Source organism: Citrobacter sp. 172116965, from assembly GCF_013458095.1.
Taxonomy (GTDB): Bacteria; Pseudomonadota; Gammaproteobacteria; order Enterobacterales; family Enterobacteriaceae; genus Citrobacter; species Citrobacter braakii.
Genome location: NZ_CP046673.1, coordinates 1,477,135 through 1,494,290, shown reverse-complemented (window position 1 = coordinate 1,494,290; position 17,156 = coordinate 1,477,135). Strand labels below are relative to the sequence as shown.

Here is a 17,156-nt window from a genome sequence, read left to right as displayed (position 1 = left end):
CGAAACAGGCATAGCCCAGCGTTAACCTTGTCACAAAGTCCCACTTACAAGGAGCAACAATGGCACTTCCTATCCTGTTTGATTGCGATCCAGGTCATGACGACGCTATCGCAATTGTTCTCGCCCTCGCTTCACCTGAACTGGATGTGAAAGCGATAACCTCCTCTGCCGGTAACCAGACCCCCGACAAAACACTGCGTAACGTATTGCGTATGTTAACGTTGCTCAACCGCACGGATATCCCAGTGGCCGGTGGTGCAGTCAAACCGCTGATGCGCGACCTGATAATTGCCGATAACGTCCACGGTGAGAGCGGGCTTGATGGCCCGGCGCTGCCTGAACCCGCTTTTGCTCCACAGGACTGTACCGCCGTGGAATTGATGGCGAAAACCCTGCGTAACAGTCAGGAACCGGTGACGATTGTCTCCACCGGGCCGCAAACTAACGTGGCATTGCTACTGAATAGCCATCCTGAACTGCACCCCCAAATTGCCCGTATCGTGATCATGGGTGGTGCAATGGGCCTCGGAAACTGGACGCCCGCCGCCGAGTTCAACATCTTCGTGGATCCAGAAGCCGCTGAGATCGTGTTCCAGTCGGGCATTCCGGTGGTGATGGCTGGACTGGATGTCACGCATAAAGCGCAAATACATCGTGAAGATACCGAACGGTTCCGCGCTATCGGCAATCCCATTTCGACAATCGTTGCTGAGCTACTCGACTTCTTCTTTGAATATCACAAAGATGAAAAATGGGGATTTATTGGCGCGCCGCTGCACGATCCATGCACCATTGCCTGGCTGCTGAAACCTGAACTGTTTACCACCGTTGAACGCTGGGTTGGTGTGGAAACTCAGGGCAAATACACCCAGGGAATGACCGTGGTTGACTACTACTTCCTGAGCGGCAATAAGCCAAACGCCACCGTAATGGTGGACGTGGATCGCCAGGGGTTTGTCGATTTGCTAGCGGAGCGTCTGAAATTTTACGCCTGAAATTTATCATTGAGTAAGATCGCTATGTTGAATCATAGCGATTTTACTGTTAGCTAATAGCGAACGTGAATACTGCGTTACTTCATTAATTTGTCAGGTAATACTGAATAAATCCCCCAGCAGATTAATGTATCATGCAACATCCGGCACAACAAATCAGAGGAACATTGAATGAATGCTTCAGATTATCTCAGGGTAAGATTTCAGAATGACAGGCAGTTATCTATATATATTGAGAATGGATTCACAAATACGATGTACACGGTTTACTGTAGCCTCAGCTATGGCGGAAGCTATTGCACAGTCAGCGTTTCTGTCAAAAGCCGTTGCGCGAAAACTGGCTGGTAAAATGCCAGTTGGCGTTTATCTTCTGCAGGTCTATGGGTTTCAGCAAAAAGCAGCTATGGCAGCCCGGGCACAGAAAGCAATAGATCCAAGTTATTATTGGATTCTTTACCAAGCAAAGCTGGAGATGCTCTATTACTTCGTTGAGCCAGCTCTTTCAGAAATAATTCAGAAAGTTCATGATGGTGTCTATTCTAACCTCGATCAGCTTGCCGACGAAATCATGGAAAGATTCGATGTTTAAGAGTCTAACATCAGTTGTACTATATAACCTTGTACTCCCAGCAATCTTGATAGTTTTTGCCGTGCTCTGGTTATATTTATTTCCTGAATACTGGTGGGAGCTAATGCTCATCAGTATTATTGCTATTTTTTGGTTTTATCCGTTCATTACAGAAAAATTCGAAAAATTCAAATAACCCAATATTATATATTTATATGGAAAAGGAGTATTTTAATATCATTCTAAACAATGTGAAAATCACATCCATTACCGCAGATCTTTATCCTGGAGCTTCAACCGGGACACATCTTGAAACCATTCTACTACGCTATGAAAGCATCACATGGAAGCATTGCGATGGAAATATCATCTATACGGATGCCTGGAATCAACGCGTTGTGGCGTAACACATTCGCAATCCCTCACAGAGCCGCGTTAGCGGCTCTCAGGTGAAAATCACGGCTCAAACGGTCGACGCTGGAACTGATCGTGTCCGCATTTCGGGCATAGCGGCAGCACATCAGGAGTGTACACCGCTAAATGGAAGTGGCACTTCTCGCACACCAGGTTGCCCAACCCGACCACCTCGCCGCTGTGATAAACCCCGTGATGGCTGAGGTCCTGGAACACTTCGCGCCATTCGAGCTGCGTTTTATCGGTAATATCGGCCAGTTCCTGCCAGATACTCTCTTTGATTACCCGCATAAAGACGCTGTCGGTCTCCTCATCGAGGCTTTCTTCATAGCTCAGAGCAAACTCTTCCAGGTCGCGTCTGACGGCCCGGGTGAGCTCTTCCACCTCGGTGCGCGTTAACTCCCCGGTCTGCATAACGCGCTGACGCGCCTGTTCCACCAACGCATCAATATCGCGTTCGCCATTACGCAGGCGTTCACTCAGTGAAGCCACCAGTTCACGGTAATATTGAGCAACCTTGTTCATCGCTTCGCCTCCTGGGTCGTTAACTGTCTATAATAATAGACGTTATTTACGCTACGCTTTGCAAGACTGTCCACAGAGTGTGTAAATTCGTGCAAGAATTATCCTTACGGGAATTCAACGTTGAATGCGCGAAAGGCTGTTTTGGCGCGGGCGTTTGGGCTATGCTATGCGGATCTAAAACACCACATCTAGAGCTACGTTTGTAGCTGTATTGAAAACAGGACCACTGGCTGCCATGCAAGAGCAATACCGCCCGGAAGAGATAGAATCCAAAGTACAGCTTCACTGGGATGAGAAGCGCACATTTGAAGTTACCGAAGACGAGAGCAAAGAGAAGTATTACTGCCTGTCTATGCTTCCCTATCCTTCTGGTCGACTACACATGGGCCACGTACGTAACTACACCATCGGTGACGTGATCGCTCGCTATCAGCGTATGCTGGGCAAAAACGTACTTCAGCCAATTGGCTGGGATGCGTTCGGCCTGCCTGCCGAAGGCGCTGCGGTTAAAAACAACACCGCCCCGGCACCGTGGACGTATGACAACATTGCATACATGAAAAACCAGCTCAAAATGCTGGGTTTCGGTTACGACTGGAGCCGTGAGCTGGCGACCTGCACCCCGGAATACTACCGCTGGGAACAGAAGTTCTTCACCGAGCTGTACAAAAAAGGGCTGGTGTACAAGAAAACGTCTGCCGTTAACTGGTGCCCAAACGACCAGACCGTACTGGCGAACGAACAGGTTATCGACGGCTGCTGCTGGCGTTGCGATACCAAAGTTGAGCGTAAAGAGATCCCGCAGTGGTTCATCAAAATCACCGCTTACGCTGACGAACTGCTGCGCGACCTGGATAATCTGGATCACTGGCCTGACACCGTGAAAACGATGCAGCGCAACTGGATTGGCCGCTCTGAAGGCGTGGAAATCACCTTCGATGTGAACGGTTACGACAACACGCTGACCGTCTACACCACACGCCCGGACACCTTTATGGGTGCGACCTACCTGGCCGTTGCTGCAGGTCATCCGCTGGCGCAGAAAGCCGCTGAAAATAACCCAGAACTGGCTGCCTTCATTGACGAATGCCGCAACACCAAGGTTGCTGAAGCCGAAATGGCGACCATGGAGAAGAAAGGCGTCGACACTGGTTTCAAAGCCGTTCACCCGCTGACTGGCGAAGAGATCCCGGTTTGGGCGGCAAACTTCGTGCTGATGGAATACGGTACAGGCGCAGTTATGGCCGTTCCGGGTCACGATCAGCGCGATTACGAATTTGCGACCAAATATGGCCTGACCATCAAGCCGGTAATTCTGACCGCTGAAGGCGCAGAGCCGGATCTGTCTGAACAAGCGCTGACTGAAAAAGGCGTGCTGTTTAACTCCGGTGAGTTTGACGGCCTCGACTTCGAAGCGGCCTTCAACGCCATTGCTGACAAGCTGGTAGCTAAAGGCGTGGGTGAGCGTAAAGTTAACTATCGTCTGCGTGACTGGGGTGTTTCCCGTCAGCGTTACTGGGGCGCGCCGATTCCGATGGTGACGCTGGAAGACGGTACCGTCCTGCCAACGCCAGAAGACCAACTGCCGGTTATTTTGCCGGAAGACGTAGTCATGGACGGCATTACCAGCCCAATCAAAGCCGATCCGGAGTGGGCGAAAACCACCGTTAACGGTATGCCTGCGCTGCGTGAAACTGACACCTTCGATACCTTTATGGAGTCGTCCTGGTACTACGCGCGCTACACCTGCCCGCAGTATCAGGAAGGTATGCTGGATTCCGACGCGGCGAACTACTGGCTGCCGGTTGATATCTACATTGGCGGTATTGAACACGCCATCATGCACCTGCTCTACTTCCGCTTCTTCCACAAACTGATGCGCGACGCAGGCATGGTCAACTCTGATGAACCAGCTAAACAGCTGCTGTGTCAGGGGATGGTTCTGGCCGATGCGTTCTACTACGTTGGCGCCAACGGCGAACGTAACTGGGTTTCTCCGGTTGATGCCATCGTTGAGCGTGACGAAAAAGGTCGTATCGTTAAGGCTAAGGACGCAGAAGGCCATGAACTGGTGTATACCGGCATGAGCAAGATGTCCAAGTCGAAAAATAACGGTATCGACCCGCAGGTCATGGTTGAACGCTACGGCGCCGACACCGTACGTCTGTTCATGATGTTCGCTTCTCCGGCTGATATGACGCTGGAATGGCAGGAGTCCGGCGTTGAAGGGGCGAACCGCTTCCTGAAACGTGTCTGGAAACTGGTTTACGAACATACGTCCCAGGGAGATGTTGCTGCCCTGAACGTTGATGTGTTGAGCGAAGATCAAAAAGCGCTGCGTCGCGACGTGCATAAAACCATTGCTAAAGTCACCGATGATATCGGTCGTCGTCAGACCTTTAACACCGCGATTGCGGCGATTATGGAGCTGATGAACAAGCTGGCGAAAGCACCGCAGGCAGACGAGCAGGACAGAGCCCTGATGCAGGAAGCATTGCTGGCTGTTGTACGCATGCTTAACCCGTTCACCCCACACGTTTGCTTCACCCTGTGGCAGGCGCTGAAAGGCGAAGGCGATATCGACAACGCGCCGTGGCCGGTGGCGGACGAAGCAGCAATGGTTGAAGACTCAACGCTGGTTGTGGTTCAGGTAAACGGCAAAGTACGTGGCAAAATCACCGTTCCGGTAAACGCCACTGAAGAGCAGGTTCGTGAACGTGCTGGCCAGGAGCATCTGGTGGCAAAATATCTTGATGGCGTTACCGTACGTAAAGTGATTTATGTACCGGGTAAACTCCTCAATCTGGTCGTTGGCTAAGCGCGGGAGGAAGCGTGCGACTTCTGACAACATTGTTGTTATCGCTGGCGGTGCTTGTCACCGCCGGGTGTGGCTGGCATCTGCGTAGTACTACGCAGGTTCCACCCTCAATGAAAACCATGATCCTGAACTCTGGCGATCCGAACGGCCCGTTAAGCCGCGCGGTGCGTAATCAGCTGCGTCTGAACGGCGTTACGCTGCTTGAAGACGGTACCATGCGTAAAGATGTGACGTCCTTACGTCTGGGTGCGGTCAGCCTTTCGCAAGATACGGCATCGGTATTCCAGAACGGTCAAACGGCTGAATACCAGATGGTGATGTCCGTAAGTGCTACTGTGCTGATTCCAGGTCATGATATTTACCCAATCAGCGCCAAAGTTTATCGTTCGTTCTTTGACAACCCACAGGCTGCGCTGGCGAAGGATAACGAGCAGGACATGATCATAAAAGAGATGTATGACAAAGCGGCTGAACAGTTGATTCGTAAGCTGCCAAGCGTACATCTGGCCGATACTCAGTCATCCAATGCTGATGCTGAGCCTGCGGTGAATAAAACCGCAGCGCCTGCGTCATCTCCGGCGCGTGTCTCCACCACGCTGGGTAACTGATGCTCAAGTTGTACCCTGAACAACTCCGCGCACAGCTCAATGAAGGGCTGCGCGCGGCGTATTTACTCTTGGGCAACGATCCCCTCTTATTGCAGGAAAGCCAGGATGCCATCCGTCAGGCTGCCGCAACGCAAGGATTCGAAGAACACCACGCCTTCACTCTGGACAACAGCACCGACTGGGGAGAGATTTTTTCACTCTGCCAGGCGATGAGCCTGTTTGCCAGCCGTCAAACCCTGCTTCTGCAGTTGCCTGAAAATGGCCCTAATGCCGCCATTAATGAACAGCTCGCGTCACTCGTCACTCTGTTACATGACGATCTGCTGCTGATAGTTCGCGGCAACAAACTCACCAGGGCACAGGAAAACGCCGCATGGTATACGGGGCTTGCAAATAACGCGGTTCAGGTAAGCTGCCAGACGCCGGAACAAGCACAGCTTCCTCGCTGGGTTGCCGCCAGGGCGAAACTTAACAACCTGCAACTGGATGACGCAGCCAATCAGCTTTTGTGCTATTGCTATGAAGGTAATTTGTTAGCACTGGCGCAAGCGCTGGAACGATTAGCGTTGCTTTGGCCTGACGGCAAACTAACGCTGCCTCGCGTGGAGAAAGCGGTTAACGATGCCGCGCACTTTACCCCATTCCACTGGGTAGATGCGCTGCTAATGGGCAAAAGCAAACGCGCGCTGCACATTCTGCAGCAGCTACGCCTGGAAGGTAGCGAGCCGGTTATTTTGCTGCGTACGATCCAGCGTGAGTTGCTGTTGCTGGTTAACTTAAAACGGCAGTCGGCCCATACGCCTTTGCGCACGTTGTTTGATAAACACCGGGTGTGGCAAAATCGCCGGGGCATGATGGGAGATGCGTTAAACCGGCTGAACCCGGCGCAACTGCGTCAGGCTGTTACGCTTTTAACGCGTACGGAAATTACGCTTAAACAAGACTATGGTCAGTCAGTGTGGGCGGAACTAGAGGGGCTTTCCCTTTTGCTCTGTCATAAATCGCTGGCCGATGTTTTTATTGATGGTTGATATGAAATCATTGCAGGCTCTGTTCGGTGGCACCTTTGATCCGGTGCATTACGGTCATCTTAAACCGGTTGAAATTCTGGCGAATCTGATTGGCCTTTCCCGGGTCATCATCATGCCCAATAACGTGCCGCCACATCGTGCGCAGCCCGAAGCGTCCGCTGAGCAACGTAAGCGTATGGTTGAACTGGCCATTGCTGATAAGCCGCTGTTTTCCCTGGATGAACGCGAGCTGAAACGCGATACCGCCTCCTACACCGCGCAAACGCTAAAAGAGTGGCGCGAGGAGCAAGGCCCGAACGTGCCATTAGCGTTTATCATTGGTCAGGATTCGCTGCTTACCTTCCCTTCCTGGCATGACTACCACACGATTCTGGGTAATACCCACCTCATCGTGTGCCGACGTCCGGGCTATCCACTCGAAATGGCACAGGAAAAACACCAGCAATGGCTGGAGGATCATCTGACCCATTCAGCAGATGACCTGCACAACCTGCCTTGCGGGAAAATTTACCTGGCCGAAACGCCGTGGTTTAACATCTCTGCCACGCTCATCCGTGAGCGCCTGGAAAAGGGCGAGCCGTGCGACGACCTGATGCCAGACGCGGTGCTTGACTATATCAATCAACAGGGACTGTACCGCTAAGCGCCTTGCGTAAGGCCGTCAGCAGGCGGTTATTCTCTTCCTGGCTGCGAACGGCTACCCGATAATAGCGCGCATCCAGCCCCGGATAATTGGCGCAACTGCGAATCAAGACATGCTGTTTCAGCAACGCAAGTTGCAGATCAATATCCGCACGATCGCAGCGTAATAAACGATAATTTGCCCGGCCGGGATACGCCGTCAGGCCGGGCAGATCTTGCAGTTGTTGATCAAACCGCTCCCCCTCTTGTTCCAGCCATTTCCACGTCGCCCGCTGATATGCGCTATCGCGTAAGATAATCTCGCCTGCCAGGGCAGCAAACGCATTAATTGACCACGGCATTTGTTGGTTGCGCATCTGTGCAACCGCCTGTTCGTTACTGTTGACCAGATACCCCAGGCGCAGTCCCGGGATCGCATAAAACTTGGTGAGCGAACGCAGCACCCAAATATGCGGGTTCTTGTGCAGTAACGGGATAAACCCCGACTCCTTGGCAATAAAATCGATAAACGCTTCATCAAGGATCAGGGCGATCCCCAGCGACTCACAACGCGTGGCAATTTCACGCAGCAGGCGGGTTTCGGGCAACAACCCGGTGGGATTATTGGGCGTACAGAGAAACAGGCAGTCCAGCTCAGGCGTTAACGCATCGAGGATCGCATCGGTAAGCTGCCAGCCATCTTCTTCGCACAGCGCAAACTCATGGATCGTACAGTCTCCCCATTGCAGCGCCCGACGATATTCCGCAAACCCAGGCGTCACGATCATCGCGTGGCGTGGCTTCAGGCCATGCACCAGGGTAAAAATGGATTCGGTTTCACCGTTCCCGGCCAGGATCCACGAGGACGGAATTTGATGATGCTCCGCCAGCGCGGCATGCAGTTGCGCGTAATCGACATCCGGGTAACGCTCCGTGCAGTCCAGATTGTCGATAATCGCCCGTTTTAAACTTACCGGCATACCCAGCGGGTTAATATTCGCGCTAAAATCCAGCAACTGTTCAGGCAAGATGCCCAACAATTCGGCGGCTTCTCGGGTGTTACCGCCATGTGCGCTCTTCAATAAAGACATCGTGCCGCTCCACGTAAAAAAGGGTATTTTAGTGAAAAATCACTGCGCAATCAGGGCAAACATCATATTTTGTGCGAATAGCCTCACGAGGAAAACATGAGACTCTGGTTAGTACGTCATGGCGAAACCGAAGCCAATGTCGCTGGTTTATATAGCGGCCACGCCCCCACACCGCTAACGGAACGGGGGATCGCTCAGGCACAAACGCTGGGTACGCTGTTACGCAATGTCCCTGTCGACAACGTTCTGTGCAGCGAACTGGAACGCGCCCGCCATACAACGCAGTTGATTCTGGCAGAACGTGAAGTTCCTGTGCGCAACATGCCTGAGCTTAATGAGATGTTTTTTGGTGACTGGGAAATGCGTCACCATCGCGATCTGGCGCGCGAAGACGCCGAAAATTACGCCGTATGGTGTAACGACTGGCAGAATGCGACGCCCACCAATGGCGAAGGTTTTCAGGCGTTTTCCCAGCGAGTGGAACGTTTCATTGCCCAGCTTGCTGATTATAAAGCGTGCCAAAATCTGCTGGTGGTGAGTCATCAAGGCGTGCTGAGCGTGTTGATCGCCCGTCTGCTGTCCATGCCCGCTGCGGCAATGTGGCATTTCCGCGTCGAACAAGGCTGCTGGAGCGCAATTGATTTTTGTGACGATTTTGCGGTTCTGAAAGTGCTTAACAGCCGGGCCGTATGGCGCGACGGGGAGTGAAAGCGCTGTTTTTTATGCCGAAGGGCCTCTCTCCCATTGACACCCCATGACAGGCTGTTATTCTCCGCAGCCTGACTTTTCCCGCCCTTCAGAGCTTTGCAGAAATTGTTTTACAAAAATGGCGATGCATTCTGTGGCGTGGGGTGGGATGATAGCGCACTTCACAAGCGCATTCGGAGACATTTGTCCCGATATCGCCTCTGGTTCAGGTATACTAACGGACGTTTTTAACTCTTTTCACCCAGGGGGAACACTTGCAGGGTAAAGCACTCCAGGATTTTGTAATCGACAAAATTGATGACCTGAAAGGTCAAGACATCATCGCCTTAGACGTTCAGGGCAAATCCAGCATCACTGATTGCATGATTATCTTCACCGGTACATCCAGCCGTCACGTTATGTCTATTGCAGACCATGTGGTTCAGGAGTCCCGCACTGCTGGCCTGCTGCCGCTCGGCGTGGAAGGCGAGAATGTCGCTGACTGGATCGTCGTTGACCTCGGCGATGTGATTGTCCACGTGATGCAGGAAGAGAGTCGTCGCCTGTATGAACTGGAAAAACTCTGGAGTTAATGCGTGAAGCTGCAACTTGTCGCTGTGGGTACGAAAATGCCTGACTGGGTACAAACCGGATTTACCGAGTATCTCCGTCGGTTTCCGAAAGATATGCCCTTTGAGCTGATCGAAATCCCGGCAGGAAAGCGCGGCAAGAACGCGGACATCAAACGCATTCTCGACAAAGAGGGTGAGCAGATGCTGGCTGCCGCAGGCAAAAACCGCATCGTCACCCTTGATATCCCGGGTAAACCCTGGGACACGCCGCAGCTGGCGACCGAACTGGAGCGCTGGAAACTGGACGGTCGTGACGTCAGCCTGTTAATTGGCGGGCCTGAAGGTCTCTCTCCTGCCTGTAAAGCCGCAGCGGAACAAAGCTGGTCACTCTCTGCATTAACCCTTCCACACCCTCTTGTTCGGGTTCTGGTTGCGGAGAGTCTGTACAGGGCGTGGAGCATTACCACCAACCATCCTTATCACCGTGAGTGATCATTGATTCTTGAGTAGATTAAGCAGCGGATGAAACTACAGAATTCTTTTCGCGACTATTCGGCTGAGTCCGCGCTGTTTGTGCGCCGGGCGCTGGTCGCTTTTTTGGGGATTTTGCTGCTAACTGGCGTGCTGATCGCCAACCTTTATAATCTGCAAATCGTTCGCTTTACTGATTATCAGACCCGTTCGAACGAAAACCGCATCAAACTGGTGCCTATCGCGCCGAGTCGCGGCATCATTTATGACCGCAACGGAATTCCTCTCGCCCTTAACCGCACCATTTATCAGATAGAAATGATGCCGGAAAAGGTAGACAACATTCAGGATACCCTCGACGCGCTGCGTAACGTCGTAGACCTGACGGACGACGATATTGCTGCCTTTAAAAAAGAGCGCGCCCGTTCACACCGTTTCACCTCAATTCCGGTAAAAACCAACCTGACTGAAGTTCAGGTCGCACGCTTTGCCGTGAATCAATATCGCTTTCCTGGGGTCGAAGTTAAAGGCTATAAACGCCGCTATTACCCATACGGCTCTGCGCTGACCCACGTAATTGGCTACGTATCGAAGATCAACGATAAAGACGTAGACCGCCTGGACAAAGACGGCAAACTGGCTAACTACGCGGCAACGCATGACATCGGCAAGCTGGGTATTGAACGCTATTATGAGGACGTGCTTCACGGCCAGACCGGGTATGAAGAAGTTGAAGTAAACAACCGCGGTCGCGTCATTCGCCAGCTGAAAGAAGTGGCGCCGCAGGCCGGGCACGATATCTATCTCACCCTTGATTTGAAACTCCAGCAGTATATTGAAACGTTGCTGGCGGGCAGTCGTGCCGCCGTGGTGGTTACCGACCCGCGTACCGGTGGCGTTCTGGCGCTGGTATCTATGCCGAGCTACGACCCGAATCTGTTCGTGGATGGTATCTCCAGTAAAGATTATTCCGGGTTGCTCAATGACCCGAACACCCCCTTGGTTAACCGCGCTACACAGGGTGTTTACCCCCCTGCTTCGACGGTTAAACCTTACGTTGCGGTTTCTGCGTTAAGCGCAGGCGTCATCACCCGCAATACCGGCCTGTTCGATCCGGGCTGGTGGCAGCTACCGGGCTCTGAAAAACGTTACCGCGACTGGAAAAAGTGGGGGCACGGCCATCTGAATATCACCCGCTCTCTGGAAGAGTCCGCGGATACGTTTTTCTATCAAATCGCCTATGATATGGGGATTGACCGGCTTTCAGAGTGGATGAGCAAATTTGGCTACGGCAAATATACGGGCATCGATCTTGCCGAAGAACGCTCCGGCAATATGCCAACCCGCGAGTGGAAGCAAAAACGGTTTAAAAAGCCATGGTATCAGGGTGATACCATTCCCGTCGGCATCGGCCAGGGTTACTGGACAGCAACCCCAATCCAGATGAGTAAAGCGCTGATGATCCTTATCAACGACGGTTTGATAAAAGTCCCGCATCTGCTGATGAGCACGGCAGAAAACGGCAAGCAGGTGCCGTGGGTACAGCCGCACGAACCGCCCGTTGGCGATATTCATTCTGGTTACTGGGAAATCGCGAAAGACGGTATGTACGGTGTTGCGAACCGCCCTAACGGAACTGCGCATAAGTATTTTGCTGGCGCGCCTTACAAAATTGCGGCGAAATCCGGTACCGCGCAGGTCTTTGGCCTGAAAGCTAATGAAACCTATAACGCACATAAGATCGCCGAGCGTTTACGTGACCACAAGCTGATGACGGCCTTCGCCCCCTATGATAAACCCCAGGTCGCTGTCGCCATGATCCTTGAAAACGGTGGTGCGGGTCCGGCGGTGGGTACCATTATGCGCCAGATCCTTGACCATATTATGTTGGGCGACAACAACACCAATCTGCCTGCGGAAAACCCAGCGGTTGCAGCAGCGGAGGACCAATAATCGTGACGGATAATCCGAACAAAAAAACATTCTGGGACAAAATCCACATCGATCCCACAATGTTGCTTATTTTGCTGGCTCTGCTGGTTTACAGCTCACTGGTCATCTGGAGCGCCAGCGGCCAGGATATTGGGATGATGGAGCGCAAAGTCGGCCAGATCGCAATGGGCCTGGTCATCATGGTAGTGATGGCGCAAATTCCCCCTCGGGTGTATGAGGGCTGGGCGCCCTATCTCTATATCTTTTGCATCATTCTGTTGGTGGCGGTAGACGCCTTCGGCGCCATTTCCAAAGGTGCGCAGCGCTGGCTGGATTTGGGTATCGTGCGTTTTCAGCCTTCTGAAATTGCCAAAATCGCCGTGCCGCTGATGGTTGCGCGCTTTATTAACCGTGACGTTTGCCCACCATCGCTAAAAAATACCGCCATTGCGCTGGTGCTGATTTTTATGCCCACGCTGCTGGTCGCCGCCCAACCTGACCTCGGCACTTCAATTCTGGTCGCACTTTCCGGTCTGTTTGTCTTGTTCCTTTCTGGTTTGAGCTGGCGCTTAATCGGCGTTGCGGTGGTTCTGGTCGCGGCGTTTATCCCGATACTGTGGTTCTTCTTGATGCATGATTACCAGCGTCAGCGCGTCATGATGCTGCTCGACCCGGAAACCGATCCGCTGGGCGCGGGTTATCACATAATTCAGTCTAAAATAGCTATTGGCTCCGGTGGGTTACGCGGTAAAGGCTGGCTGCATGGTACGCAGTCGCAGCTTGAGTTTTTACCCGAACGCCACACCGACTTTATCTTTGCTGTCTTAGCGGAAGAGCTGGGTCTGGTGGGGATCTTGATTCTGTTGACGCTCTACATTTTGCTGATTATGCGCGGATTATGGATCGCTGCCCGCGCGCAAACCACCTTTGGTCGCGTCATGGCGGGTGGCTTAATGTTGATATTATTCGTTTATGTCTTCGTAAATATTGGTATGGTGAGCGGTATTCTGCCCGTGGTTGGGGTTCCACTCCCACTGGTCAGTTACGGAGGCTCGGCACTTATCGTGCTGATGGCCGGGTTCGGGATTGTTATGTCGATCCACACCCATAGAAAAATGTTGTCGAAAAGCGTGTAAGGGGTACGCAATGCGTAAGCAGTGGCTTGGTATCTGCATCGCAGCAGGAATGCTCGCGGCGTGTTCGAGTGATGATGGTCAGCAACAGGTTGCTGTCGCGCCGCAGCCTGCGGTGTGTAATGGTCCGATTGTTGAAATCAGCGGGGCCGATCCGCGCTTTGAACCCCTGAACCCAACGGCGAATCAGGACTACCAGCGTGATGGTAAAAGCTACAAAATCGTGCAGGATCCCTCCCGCTTTAGCCAGGCCGGACTTGCCGCTATCTATGATGCGGAACCAGGAAGCAACTTAACCGCGTCTGGCGAAGCGTTCGATCCGATGCAGCTGACCGCTGCGCATCCGACGCTGCCAGTCCCCAGCTATGCCAGAATTACCAATCTGGCGAACGGCAGGATGATCGTCGTGCGCATTAACGATCGCGGGCCTTATGGTAACGATCGCGTGATTTCACTTTCGCGCGCCGCAGCCGATCGTCTGAACACCTCCAACAACACTAAAGTGCGTATCGACCCAATCATCGTCGCCCAGGATGGTTCATTGTCCGGACCGGGTATGGCTTGTACCACGGTCGCGAAACAAACTTATGCCTTGCCTGCGCGTCCTGATTTAAGCGGTGGCGGCAATATGGGAAGCATGCCTTCGCCATCAGATGCAGGTCAGCCGCAAGGCGATATTCGTCCGATCAGTAATTCCACGCTGAAAAGCGATGATCCAACCGGTGCGCCAGTAAACAGCAGTGGATTCCTCGGTGCGCCAACCACGCTCGCATCAGGCGTGCTGGAAAGCAGCGAGCCGACTCCGGTGCCGCAATCGACAACCACCGCACCGGTCACGTCAACCGCGCCGGCAGCAACACCAGCCGCCGTCACAGCTCCTGCGCCTGCGGCAACTGCCAACGGACGCTATGTGGTTCAGGTTGGCGCAGTCAGCGAGCAGTCGCGCGCGCAGCAGTATCAAAAGCGTTTAAGCCAGCAGTTTGGCGTTCCTGGCCGGGTGGTACAAAACGGCGCAGTCTGGCGTATCCAGATGGGGCCGTTTGCCAGCAAAGCCGAAGCCTCCACATTGCAGCAGCGTCTTCAATCCGAGGCGCAATTACAGTCCTTCATCACCGGCGTGTAATAACGTAAATCAGGTATCTGAACTGTCAATTTCTGTAAATGACATTAACAAAGTCACGCGGAAAGTCAGATGCCTGCCAGTTATGCATTTGCTATAGTAGGGCACTTTTTTAAATTTCATCACGGACGTCGTAGTTCAGACCATGAAGACCACTTTTTCCGCTCGTTTCGTGCAGCGTATGGCGCTCACCGCGGCTCTCTGCGCAGCCTCTCTCTCTGCTGCCCATGCCGATGACCTGAATATTAAAACCATGATCCCGGGTGTTCCGCAGATCGATGCGGAGTCGTATATCCTGATTGATTACAATTCAGGTAAAGTTCTGGCAGAACAGAACGCAGACACTCGCCGCGACCCCGCCAGCCTGACCAAAATGATGACCAGCTACGTCATCGGCCAGGCGATGAAAGCCGGGAAATTCAAAGAAACCGATCTGGTCACCGTCGGCAATGACGCATGGGCTACGGGCAACCCGGTCTTCAAAGGTTCATCGCTGATGTTCCTCAAGCCAGGCATGCAGGTTCCTGTTTCTCAGCTGATCCGTGGTATTAACCTGCAATCCGGAAACGACGCGTGCGTGGCGATGGCAGACTTCGCAGCCGGTAGCCAGGATGCTTTCGTCGGCCTGATGAACAGCTATGTGAATGCGCTGGGCCTGAAAAACACCCACTTCCAGACCGTTCATGGTCTCGATGCTGACGGTCAGTACAGCTCGGCTCGCGACATGGCAATGATTGGTCAGGCTCTGATTCGCGACGTGCCTAACGAATACTCTATCTATAAAGAAAAAGAGTTCACCTTTAACGGCATTCGTCAGTTAAACCGCAACGGCCTGCTGTGGGATAACAGCCTGAATGTCGACGGTATCAAAACCGGTCACACCGATAAGGCTGGCTATAACCTCGTTGCATCCGCAACCGAAGGCCAGATGCGTCTGATCTCCGCCGTTATGGGTGGTCGCACCTATAAAGGCCGAGAAACCGAAAGTAAAAAACTGCTGACCTGGGGCTTCCGTTTCTTCGAAACCGTGAACCCGTTGAAAGTGGGTAAAGAATTTGCCTCAGAACCCGCCTGGTTTGGTAACACCGATCGTGCGTCGTTAGGCGTTGATAAAGACGTCTACCTGACCATTCCGCGCGGCCGGATGAAAGATCTGAAAGCCAGCTATGTGTTGAACACCACTGAACTGCACGCCCCGCTGCAGAAAAACCAGGTTGTCGGCACTATCAACTTCCAGTTGGATGGCAAAACTATTGAACAGCGCCCGCTGGTGGTGCTGCAAGAAATCCCTGAAGGCAACTTCTTTGGGAAAATCATTGATTACATTAAATTAATGTTCCATCACTGGTTTGGCTAAAAATCGAACACTTGAAAGTGTGATTTACGTCCCCATATACTAGGTATCCAGATAACTCCCACGCGCAGTGGGAGTTATTATTTTTTGATGTAATGCCGGAGCTGACATGAAAACCAAACTTAACGAACTGCTTGAATTCCCTACTCCATTTACTTACAAAGTAATGGGGCAGGCGTTGCCTGAGCTGGTTGATCAGGTGGTTGAAGTGGTACAGCGCCATGCGCCAGGTGATTACTCTCCGACGGTAAAACCGAGCAGCAAAGGCAACTACCACTCGGTCTCAATCACCATCACTGCTACACACATTGAGCAGGTTGAAACGCTGTACGAAGAATTAGGCAATATCGATATCGTACGCATGGTGCTGTAAAAACCTGTCGGTTACCCGCTGCATCCCCGCTCGGGTAACCCCTCCCCCCTGTGATATACTTTTCCCCTCTTTAACATTCTCTACGGAGATGCCGTTTTGTATCAGGATAAAATTCTGGTCCGCCAGCTCGGTCTTCAACCTTACGAGCCAGTCTCTCTGGCCATGCATGAATTTACCGATACCCGTGATGAAAACAGTCATGATGAAATCTGGCTGGTAGAGCATTATCCTGTCTTCACCCAGGGTCAGGCAGGTAAAGCTGAGCACGTATTGATGCCGGGAGATATTCCGGTGATCCAGAGCGATCGTGGCGGTCAGGTGACCTACCACGGGCCAGGCCAACAGGTTATGTATGTGCTGTTGAACCTGAAGCGTCGTAAACTTGGCGTTCGCGAACTGGTTACGTTGCTGGAGCAAACCGTCGTGAATACCCTTGCGGAAATCGGCATTGATGCCCACCCGCGAGCCGATGCGCCTGGCGTATACGTGGGTGAGAAGAAAATCTGCTCTTTGGGATTACGTATCCGTAAAGGATGTTCATTTCACGGCTTAGCGCTCAACGTGGATATGGACTTGTCACCTTTCCTGCGAATCAATCCTTGCGGTTATGCCGGGATGGAGATGGCGAAAGTATCGCAGTGGGATAGCACAGCCACGACCGAGAGCATTCGCCCCCGCCTGCTGGCCAACATCTTCGCGCTGTTGGGTAACCCACCGCACGAGTACATCGCGGACTGAAAATACGGTCATACTTTGCCACGGCATATGTTGTGGCAAATGGCACAAAACAACAACTATTTTACATTTTGCCAGCCTGTCAGGCTGCTTTCTGGCCCGTTTCAA

The 17,156-nt window shown here is 52.6% G+C and carries 17 protein-coding genes and 1 pseudogene; 16 read left to right on the top strand and 2 right to left on the bottom strand.

Annotated elements, in window-relative coordinates:
• The first annotated feature begins 59 nt into the window (after positions 1 to 59).
• The 3 genes and pseudogenes from rihA to GPJ68_RS07015 all read left to right on the top strand — a co-directional run.
• The gene (gene rihA, locus GPJ68_RS07025) at positions 60 to 995 is read left to right on the top strand and encodes a pyrimidine-specific ribonucleoside hydrolase RihA (RefSeq protein WP_103283620.1); all 936 of its coding nucleotides are present in this window, start codon (positions 60 to 62) and stop codon (positions 993 to 995) included.
• Between the two features lie 283 nt (positions 996 to 1,278).
• Positions 1,279 to 1,584: a hypothetical protein gene (locus tag GPJ68_RS07020; protein WP_172860558.1), complete on the top strand. Its 306-nt coding sequence runs from the start codon at positions 1,279 to 1,281 to the stop codon at positions 1,582 to 1,584.
• A gap of 194 nt (positions 1,585 to 1,778) precedes the next feature.
• A pseudogene (locus tag GPJ68_RS07015) lies at positions 1,779 to 1,970 on the top strand (type VI secretion system tube protein Hcp); the annotation flags it as partial.
• A 49-nt stretch (positions 1,971 to 2,019) separates the two neighbouring features.
• On the opposite strand, the gene GPJ68_RS07010 reads toward GPJ68_RS07015, so the two are convergent.
• Positions 2,020 to 2,502 carry a zinc ribbon-containing protein gene (locus tag GPJ68_RS07010; protein WP_003022748.1) on the bottom strand — a complete coding sequence of 161 codons (483 nt, stop codon included), beginning with the start codon at positions 2,500 to 2,502 and terminating at the stop codon, positions 2,020 to 2,022.
• Between the two features lie 235 nt (positions 2,503 to 2,737).
• Between GPJ68_RS07010 and leuS the strand changes: the two genes are divergently transcribed.
• The 4 genes from leuS to nadD are packed head-to-tail and all read left to right on the top strand — an operon-like array spanning position 2,738 to position 7,602.
• On the top strand, positions 2,738 to 5,320 hold the full coding sequence (gene leuS / locus GPJ68_RS07005) for a leucine--tRNA ligase (protein WP_016155970.1): 2,583 nt from the start codon (positions 2,738 to 2,740) through the stop codon (positions 5,318 to 5,320).
• A gap of 14 nt (positions 5,321 to 5,334) precedes the next feature.
• Complete coding sequence (lptE, locus tag GPJ68_RS07000; protein ID WP_016152238.1) at positions 5,335 to 5,928, top strand: LPS assembly lipoprotein LptE; 594 nt, start codon at positions 5,335 to 5,337, stop codon at positions 5,926 to 5,928.
• Positions 5,928 to 6,959, top strand: coding sequence for a DNA polymerase III subunit delta (holA, locus tag GPJ68_RS06995; protein WP_019076260.1), 1,032 nt, complete (start codon positions 5,928 to 5,930; stop codon positions 6,957 to 6,959). The genes lptE and holA overlap by 1 nt, the downstream gene beginning before the upstream one ends.
• 1 nt (position 6,960) lies before the next feature.
• On the top strand, positions 6,961 to 7,602 hold the full coding sequence (gene nadD / locus GPJ68_RS06990; protein WP_049259746.1) for a nicotinate-nucleotide adenylyltransferase: 642 nt from the start codon (positions 6,961 to 6,963) through the stop codon (positions 7,600 to 7,602).
• On the opposite strand, the gene cobD is transcribed toward nadD, so the two are convergent.
• Positions 7,577 to 8,671: a threonine-phosphate decarboxylase CobD gene (gene cobD / locus GPJ68_RS06985; protein WP_104651706.1), complete on the bottom strand. Its 1,095-nt coding sequence runs from the start codon at positions 8,669 to 8,671 to the stop codon at positions 7,577 to 7,579. The two genes, nadD and cobD, sit on opposite strands and share 26 nt — an antisense overlap.
• Before the next feature lie 96 nt (positions 8,672 to 8,767).
• On the opposite strand from cobD, the gene GPJ68_RS06980 reads away from it, so the two are divergent.
• The 9 genes from GPJ68_RS06980 (at position 8,768) to lipB (ending at position 17,051) form a co-directional block, all read left to right on the top strand.
• Positions 8,768 to 9,379 carry an adenosylcobalamin/alpha-ribazole phosphatase gene (locus tag GPJ68_RS06980; RefSeq protein ID WP_046274589.1) on the top strand — a complete coding sequence of 204 codons (612 nt, stop codon included), beginning with the start codon at positions 8,768 to 8,770 and terminating at the stop codon, positions 9,377 to 9,379.
• A gap of 254 nt (positions 9,380 to 9,633) precedes the next feature.
• A complete protein-coding gene (gene rsfS, locus GPJ68_RS06975) occupies positions 9,634 to 9,951 on the top strand; it encodes a ribosome silencing factor (protein ID WP_180837202.1) in 318 nt (105 codons plus the stop codon).
• A 3-nt stretch (positions 9,952 to 9,954) separates the two neighbouring features.
• Entirely contained in the window at positions 9,955 to 10,422 is a 468-nt protein-coding gene (rlmH, locus tag GPJ68_RS06970; protein ID WP_003022725.1) for a 23S rRNA (pseudouridine(1915)-N(3))-methyltransferase RlmH, read from the top strand.
• A 30-nt stretch (positions 10,423 to 10,452) separates the two neighbouring features.
• Complete coding sequence (gene mrdA, locus GPJ68_RS06965; protein WP_016152233.1) at positions 10,453 to 12,354, top strand: peptidoglycan DD-transpeptidase MrdA; 1,902 nt, start codon at positions 10,453 to 10,455, stop codon at positions 12,352 to 12,354.
• Between the two features lie 2 nt (positions 12,355 to 12,356).
• Positions 12,357 to 13,469: a peptidoglycan glycosyltransferase MrdB gene (gene mrdB, locus GPJ68_RS06960; RefSeq protein WP_006685529.1), complete on the top strand. Its 1,113-nt coding sequence runs from the start codon at positions 12,357 to 12,359 to the stop codon at positions 13,467 to 13,469.
• 10 nt (positions 13,470 to 13,479) lie between these two features.
• Positions 13,480 to 14,589, top strand: coding sequence for an endolytic peptidoglycan transglycosylase RlpA (gene rlpA, locus GPJ68_RS06955; RefSeq protein WP_047359497.1), 1,110 nt, complete (start codon positions 13,480 to 13,482; stop codon positions 14,587 to 14,589).
• A gap of 142 nt (positions 14,590 to 14,731) precedes the next feature.
• Positions 14,732 to 15,943, top strand: coding sequence for a D-alanyl-D-alanine carboxypeptidase DacA (dacA, locus tag GPJ68_RS06950; protein WP_003022711.1), 1,212 nt, complete (start codon positions 14,732 to 14,734; stop codon positions 15,941 to 15,943).
• 106 nt (positions 15,944 to 16,049) lie between these two features.
• On the top strand, positions 16,050 to 16,313 hold the full coding sequence (gene ybeD / locus GPJ68_RS06945) for a DUF493 family protein YbeD (RefSeq protein ID WP_003022706.1): 264 nt from the start codon (positions 16,050 to 16,052) through the stop codon (positions 16,311 to 16,313).
• 96 nt (positions 16,314 to 16,409) lie between these two features.
• The gene (gene lipB / locus GPJ68_RS06940; RefSeq protein ID WP_016152231.1) at positions 16,410 to 17,051 is read left to right on the top strand and encodes a lipoyl(octanoyl) transferase LipB; all 642 of its coding nucleotides are present in this window, start codon (positions 16,410 to 16,412) and stop codon (positions 17,049 to 17,051) included.
• Positions 17,052 to 17,156 lie beyond the last annotated feature (105 nt).

What these genes read in the sequence shown, in the direction of transcription:
- rihA (WP_103283620.1), top strand. Translation starts at nt 60, where the DNA reads ATGGCACTTCCTATCCTGTTTGATTGCGATCCAGGTCATGACGACGCT.
- GPJ68_RS07020 (WP_172860558.1), top strand. Translation starts at nt 1,279, where the DNA reads ATGGCGGAAGCTATTGCACAGTCAGCGTTTCTGTCAAAAGCCGTTGCG.
- GPJ68_RS07010 (WP_003022748.1), bottom strand. Translation starts at nt 2,502, where the DNA reads ATGAACAAGGTTGCTCAATATTACCGTGAACTGGTGGCTTCACTGAGT.
- leuS (WP_016155970.1), top strand. Translation starts at nt 2,738, where the DNA reads ATGCAAGAGCAATACCGCCCGGAAGAGATAGAATCCAAAGTACAGCTT.
- holA (WP_019076260.1), top strand. Translation starts at nt 5,928, where the DNA reads ATGCTCAAGTTGTACCCTGAACAACTCCGCGCACAGCTCAATGAAGGG.
- nadD (WP_049259746.1), top strand. Translation starts at nt 6,961, where the DNA reads ATGAAATCATTGCAGGCTCTGTTCGGTGGCACCTTTGATCCGGTGCAT.
- cobD (WP_104651706.1), bottom strand. Translation starts at nt 8,671, where the DNA reads ATGTCTTTATTGAAGAGCGCACATGGCGGTAACACCCGAGAAGCCGCC.
- GPJ68_RS06980 (WP_046274589.1), top strand. Translation starts at nt 8,768, where the DNA reads ATGAGACTCTGGTTAGTACGTCATGGCGAAACCGAAGCCAATGTCGCT.
- mrdA (WP_016152233.1), top strand. Translation starts at nt 10,453, where the DNA reads ATGAAACTACAGAATTCTTTTCGCGACTATTCGGCTGAGTCCGCGCTG.
- rlpA (WP_047359497.1), top strand. Translation starts at nt 13,480, where the DNA reads ATGCGTAAGCAGTGGCTTGGTATCTGCATCGCAGCAGGAATGCTCGCG.
- dacA (WP_003022711.1), top strand. Translation starts at nt 14,732, where the DNA reads ATGAAGACCACTTTTTCCGCTCGTTTCGTGCAGCGTATGGCGCTCACC.
- ybeD (WP_003022706.1), top strand. Translation starts at nt 16,050, where the DNA reads ATGAAAACCAAACTTAACGAACTGCTTGAATTCCCTACTCCATTTACT.